A 5,658-nucleotide genomic window follows, 5' to 3' on the forward strand; every position below is an offset into this window, starting at 1 on the left:
ACCCAGATGCGCGCGCCCCCGTGGCCCACGTACTCCTTGAAGGGGAGCCCCTCCTTCGGTCCCTCCTCACCCGCGGACACCTGGAGGACCTCCACCTGCGCGAGCAGCGCGGCGCCGTCCATCGCCTCAATCTGCTGGAGCGCCACCTGCGCGTGAGCGACCTCGCGCGCGAGCTCCGCCTCGCGGTGGCGGGCCGTCTCCACGCCGCGCAGGAGGCGCCGGTACTGGTGGAAGTGCCAGTCCGCCTCCTCCTTCGGGGTGCGCTTCGGGTCCAGCTTCACCTGGACCTCCTCCATGCCGGCCTCCGTGTACGCGGTGAGCGTCACCTGGGTCGTGCCCCGCTTGATGCGGTGCAGGTTCTGCGCGAGCAGTTCGCCCACCTCGCGGTGCTTCTCCGCCTCCGGGCCTCGCGCGGCCTCCGCTCGCACCTTCTCCAGCGTGCGGGAGGAGCGCTTCAGCCGCGCCCGGTACGGCTGCGCGAGCCTGCGGCGGATGGTGTCCGCGCGGCTGGTACGGTCCTTCTGCCCGAGCACCCGCTCCGCGGCCTGCAGCTTCGGGAGGGGGTCCGCCTCCTGCACTTCCAGGCGCGAGGGCTGCGCGCGGCCCTTCGCCAGCGCTTCTTCGGACACAGGCTCCGGCGGCGTCCACTGCGCGCCGGCGTAGAGGTTCCTCCGGGCGCCGAAGCCTTCTCCCGAGAGCATCAGCACCCGGTGGTTGTCGCTCAGGAGGAGCAGTCCGCCCGGCGAACCCAGCTCCAGGACCAGCCGGCGGCGCACGGCTTCGCGATCGAACTCCAGCACCACCGTGCGGGACGGCTCCAGATAGCGCGCGCCCTGGAGCTTGAAGCCGGTGAGCTCCTGGCGCAGCCAGCGCTGGAAGGGCGCGGGTTCGCCCGGCGTGGGGAAGCGGTCCTCCGCGACGGACAGGCGCGACAGCTCCCCTTCCGAGCACAGGCACAGCACCACCGACTTCCCGGGGACTCGCAGCTCCAGGTAGGCCAGGCGGGGCAGCGGGCACCACGCCTTCTGGGCCACCGCGCCCACGAGCCGGGACGCCACCTCCGCCACCACCTCTTCGAACTCCACCGGACGCAGCGACATGGCGGCCCCTCCCCGACGGGTGGGGACGTGAAGCCCCAGCCCGCAAAAAGAAAAACGGCCCGGCGGGTTTCGCCGAGCCGTTCACTGGACGTCAACCGACGTCCGTCATGACGCCTTGCTTCAGGACTCCGGGGTCGCCGGGGCCGCAGCCGCCTTGCTGGCGCTCTTGCGGGTCGTCTTGCGAGCCGGGGCCTTGCGGGCCGCCTTCTTCGCGGGGGCCTTCTTGGCCGTACCGCGCTTCGCGGCAGGGGCCTTGCGGGCCGTCTTCTTCGTCGCGCTCTTCTTCGTCGCGGCCTTCTTCGCGGTCTTCTTCTTCGCGGCCATCGGAATCCTCCGTTCAGAGTTGAGGCCCGCGGTGACGCGAGCCCTGCACCCACCATGGATTGAACGTGAGTGCTTGAAATGAATGGTACGGGCGACATGCCAGTGTGTCAACGCATGGTGATGTATTGCAGTGCGCGGCGAGGCCGATTTCTAGGCGTTCGGCGCTTCGAACCGTTCGTGGCGGTCACTTGCGGGGTCGGAGCGCATCGCGTGCGGAGGCTAATTTCCGGCTCCGGAAGCGTTGTGGACGCCCGCGCTACAGGTCTGGATGTCCACTGCAGCGCATCCGCGCGTGCTTCTCGCGTCGCTTCCCGTCCCCGAAGCGTCGGCCTACGGTGCGCCCCCGCATGCGCACTGGACCGCTCACCTTCCCCGCGTCCTTCACCTTCGGCGTCGCCACCTCCGCGTACCAGGTGGAGGGCGGCATCGAGAACGACTGGGCCCAATGGGAGCGGCAGGGGAAGTTGAAGGAGCCCCACGTCCGCTGCGGCCGCGCGGTGGACCACTGGCACCGCTACGAGGAGGACTACACCCTGGCGAAGGCCGTGGGGGCCACCGCCTTCCGCCTGTCGCTGGAGTGGGCGCGCATCGAGCCTGAGCGCGGCCAGTTCGACGCCCAGGCGCTGGAGGCGTACCGCGAGCGGCTCCTGCGGCTGCGCGCGCACGGACTGCGGCCGGTGGTGACGCTCCATCACTTCACCCACCCCACGTGGTTCCACGCGTCCACGCCCTGGCACCTTCCGGAGAGCCTGGAGGCGTTCCGCCAGTACGTCCGGCGGTGCGCGCCCCTGTTGGAGGGGCTGGACGCGCTCGTCATCTCCTTCAACGAACCGATGGTCCTCTTGTTGGGTGGCTACCTCCAGGGCCTGATGCCCCCGGGCATCACGGACGGGGCGAAGACGATGGCGGCGCTCGGGAACCTGGTGCGCGCGCATGCCATCGCGCGCGAGGAGCTGGGTCAGCGCCTGGGCCGGGTGGAGCTGGGCATCTCCCAGAACATGCTGTCGTTCGCGCCGGACCGCTGGTGGCATCCGCTGGACCGCTCGCTGGTGCGGCTGGCGGCCCCGGCCTACAACCACGCGTTCCACGAGGCGCTGTCCTCCGGCCACCTGCGCGTCTTCATGCCGGGCGTGGCGTCCACGGATGTGCGCATCCCGGAGGCGCGCGACTCGGTGGAGTTCGTGGGGGTCAACTACTACACGCGCGCGCACCTGCGCTTCCTGCCGCGCGCGCCCTTCATGGACTTCAAGTACCGGGACCCGGAGAAGCGCGGCCTCACCGACATCGGCTGGGAGCAGCGCCCCGAGGGCTTCCTCCAGCTGCTCCAGGAGGTGAAGCGCTACGGCAAGCCGGTGTGGGTGACGGAGAACGGCATCGACGACAGGAAGGGCACGGTGCGGCCGGAGTACCTCCACGCGCACCTGGGTCAGGTGCTGGCCGCTCGCGAGCAGGGCGTGGACGTCCAGGGCTACCTCTACTGGAGCCTGCTGGACAACTTCGAGTGGCTGGAGGGCTGGGGCCCGCGCTTCGGCCTCTACCGCGTCGACTTCGACACGCTGGAGCGCCACCCCACCCCGGCCTGCGACTACTTCCGCACCGTGGCCACCGGGCGCGTGCTGGTGCCGCCTTCCACCAGCACCGGCACCGGCACCGGCGCTCAGCCCAGCGCGGCCCGGTAGTCCACCTCCGGCTCCTCTGAAGGCGCCGTGGGGTCGGTGTCCGCGCCCGCGAAGAAGCGGCGCACGCTGTCCTCCACCGCCTGGGGCGAGTCGAGCTGGTTCACCTCCGAGCGGAAGTGCGCCGCGCCCTTGAGGCCGTGGGCGTACCAGGCCAGGTGCCGGCGGAAGGAGCGCACCGCGGCCAGGGGGTCGCCGACGAACTCCGCGTGAGCGCGGACGTGCTCCAGCACCAGCTCGCAGCGCTCCTGGGGCGTCGCCGGAGGCCCTCCCGTCAGCTCCCGGAAGAGCCACGGGTTGCCCAGGGCGCCCCGGCCAATCATCACGAAGTCGCAGCCGGTGGCGTCCAGCATGCGGTGGGCATCCTCCACCGTCTTCACGTCCCCGTTGCCCATGATGGGCAGCTCCGGGAAGTGGCGCTTCAGGTCCGCGATGAGGGACCAATCCGCGCGGCCCGAGTAGCCCTGGGCGCGCGTGCGGGCGTGCATGGCGAGCCCCGCGCAGCCGGCCTCCTGCAGGGCTTCCGCGACCTGGAGGTAGTTGAGCGTCTTGTCGTCCCAGCCCGAGCGGATTTTACAGGTGACGGGCAGGCCGGTGGCCTCCACGATGGCCCGCACGATGGCCGCCGCGCGGGGCACGTCGCACAGCAGGCCGCTGCCGGCGCCGTTGCGCACCACCTTCTTCACCGGGCAGCCCATGTTGATGTCGATGATTTGCGCGCCCGCGGCCTTGCCCACCTGGGCCGCCACCGCCATGGCCTCCGGTTCGCCGCCGAAAATCTGGAGCGAGTAGGGCTGCTCCACCTGGGCGTCGTAGCGCAGGTACTTGAGCGTGCGCTGGTTCTGGCGCATCAGCCCCTGGGCGCTCACGAGCTCCGTGGGGCAGAGGGCAGCGCCCAGCCGGAAGGCGATGACGCGAAACGGGCGCTCGCTCACGCCCGCCATGGGCGCGAGGATGTAGGGGTTCGGCAGCGTGTAGGGACCCAGCTTCAACATGGCGGCGACACCCTAACCCGTCAGGCGGGAACAGAAGAGCGCGAGGGCTGCGAACGACCCTGCGCGGGTGGGGTCCAACGATTAAGGTCCGTCCCCATGTTCCGTTTCCGGCTCGGGAGCGTCCCCGTCCACGTCCACATGAGTCACCTGCTGTTCTCCGCGGTGCTCGCCTACCAGTCCCTGCCGGAGCCGGGCCGGGGCTCGAGCGCCGGCTGGCTGGGGGATCGGCTGAGCGACCCCGGCAGCCCGGGCTACGCGGGCGCGGTGGCGTCCTACGTGCTGGCGTGGATGTTCATCGTCTTCGTCTCCGTGCTCATCCATGAGCTGGGGCACGCGGTGGCCTTCCGCGTCTTCGGCTACAAGCCGAGCGTGGAGCTGGTCTTCCTGGGCGGCGTCACCCGGCCCAACACGGACACGCCCCTGCCCTGGCACAAGGATGTGGTCTCGAGCTTCGCGGGCCCGCTGGCGGGGCTGGCGCTGGGCGTCCTGTCCTGGGCGGTGCTGATGCAGGTGCGGGGCCGCTCGGAGATGGCGGACTTCTTCCTGGGCAACTTCTTCTTCGCCAACATGCTGTGGACGGTCTTCAACCTGCTGCCCGTGCCCCCGCTGGACGGCGGCCACATCAGCACGGCGCTCGCCACGCGGATGTTCGGGCGCCGGGGCTTCATCGTGTCCCACGTGCTGGCCCTGGGCCTGTGCGTGGGGCTGGTCCTGCTGGGCATCAAGAGCGGGCAGCTGTTCGCCGCGGTCCTCTTCGCCATGTTCGGCTTCCAGGCGTTCCGCGTGCTGACGGACGTGCTGCGCGCGCGCAACGAGGACAAGGAGGCCGAAGGCCCCAGGGCCCAGGGGCTGCGCGAGGCCCAGCAGGCCCTGCGCGAGGACCGGCTGGACGACGCGTGGCGGCTGGGCCAGCAGCTGCTGGAGGGCGAGGGGCTGTCGGCGGGGCTCACCAGCCGGACGCACTATCTGCTGGGCTGGGTGGCGCTGAAGCAGGGCCATGGGCGGCCCGCGCTGGACCACTTCTCCCAGGTGCAGGGCCAGCCGGTGGAGATGCACGCGGTGGCGGCGGCCTTCTCGCTGGTGGGCGACGACGCCCGGGCGGTGGGCTACTGGAAGCAGGCGTGGGGCGAGTCGCAAGACCGCACCGTGATGCACGAGTACGCGGGCGCGCTCATCCGCCTGGGCCAGGTGCCGGAGGCGCTGCGGCTGTCCGGCGTGGACCCGGCGGCCGCGTTCCGGTGCGCGGAGCGGGCGCTGTTCATCCGGGGCGCCTATTCGGAGGCCGCGGAGGTGGGAGAGTCAGCGCTGCGGCACGCGCCGGACCCGGGCATCGCCTACGACGCGGCGTGCGCCTTCGCCCGAGCGGGCAACGTGCCGGACGCGGTGCGCCTGCTCCAGCGCGCGCAGGCCCTGGGCTTCCAGGACGCCAGCTATGCCGCGTCCGACGAGGACCTGGCGCCCCTGCACGGCCAACCCGCGTTCGAGGAGTGGCTGACCCACCTGCGGTCCTCCGCCGTGTCCTGACCCTGGCTTGGGGTTAGAGTCCGCGCCCGCCCGTGACCC

Annotated in this window: 5 protein-coding genes; 2 read left to right on the top strand and 3 right to left on the bottom strand. The window is 71.3% G+C overall.

The window, feature by feature from the left end:
• Window positions 1-1,100, bottom strand: a 1,100-nt coding sequence (locus D7V93_RS36505) for an NFACT family protein (RefSeq protein WP_120647751.1), incomplete at its 3' end; no start/stop codon positions are given.
• A gap of 120 nt (window positions 1,101-1,220) precedes the next feature.
• The gene (locus D7V93_RS36510) at window positions 1,221-1,424 is read right to left on the bottom strand and encodes an excinuclease ABC subunit A (RefSeq protein ID WP_120612096.1); all 204 of its coding nucleotides are present in this window, start codon (window positions 1,422-1,424) and stop codon (window positions 1,221-1,223) included.
• 347 nt (window positions 1,425-1,771) lie between these two features.
• On the opposite strand from D7V93_RS36510, the gene D7V93_RS36515 reads away from it, so the two are divergent.
• Window positions 1,772-3,103 carry a glycoside hydrolase family 1 protein gene (locus D7V93_RS36515; protein ID WP_120647752.1) on the top strand — a complete coding sequence of 444 codons (1,332 nt, stop codon included), beginning with the start codon at window positions 1,772-1,774 and terminating at the stop codon, window positions 3,101-3,103.
• Here the strand turns inward: D7V93_RS36515 and dusB are convergent.
• Complete coding sequence (gene dusB / locus D7V93_RS36520) at window positions 3,082-4,095, bottom strand: tRNA dihydrouridine synthase DusB (protein WP_120647753.1); 1,014 nt, start codon at window positions 4,093-4,095, stop codon at window positions 3,082-3,084. The genes D7V93_RS36515 and dusB overlap by 22 nt on opposite strands.
• Window positions 4,096-4,191: 96 nt before the next feature.
• Between dusB and D7V93_RS36525 the strand changes: the two genes are divergently transcribed.
• Window positions 4,192-5,619, top strand: coding sequence for a site-2 protease family protein (locus tag D7V93_RS36525; RefSeq protein ID WP_120647754.1), 1,428 nt, complete (start codon window positions 4,192-4,194; stop codon window positions 5,617-5,619).
• The last annotated feature ends 39 nt before the right edge of the window (window positions 5,620-5,658 follow it).

Source organism: Corallococcus llansteffanensis (assembly GCF_003612055.1).
GTDB classification, from domain to species: Bacteria; Myxococcota; Myxococcia; order Myxococcales; family Myxococcaceae; genus Corallococcus; species Corallococcus llansteffanensis.

Excerpts from the sequence above, each read along its gene's own strand:
- D7V93_RS36510 (WP_120612096.1), bottom strand. The coding sequence starts at position 1,424 with ATGGCCGCGAAGAAGAAGACCGCGAAGAAGGCCGCGACGAAGAAGAGC.
- D7V93_RS36515 (WP_120647752.1), top strand. The coding sequence starts at position 1,772 with ATGCGCACTGGACCGCTCACCTTCCCCGCGTCCTTCACCTTCGGCGTC.
- dusB (WP_120647753.1), bottom strand. The coding sequence starts at position 4,095 with ATGTTGAAGCTGGGTCCCTACACGCTGCCGAACCCCTACATCCTCGCG.
- D7V93_RS36525 (WP_120647754.1), top strand. The coding sequence starts at position 4,192 with ATGTTCCGTTTCCGGCTCGGGAGCGTCCCCGTCCACGTCCACATGAGT.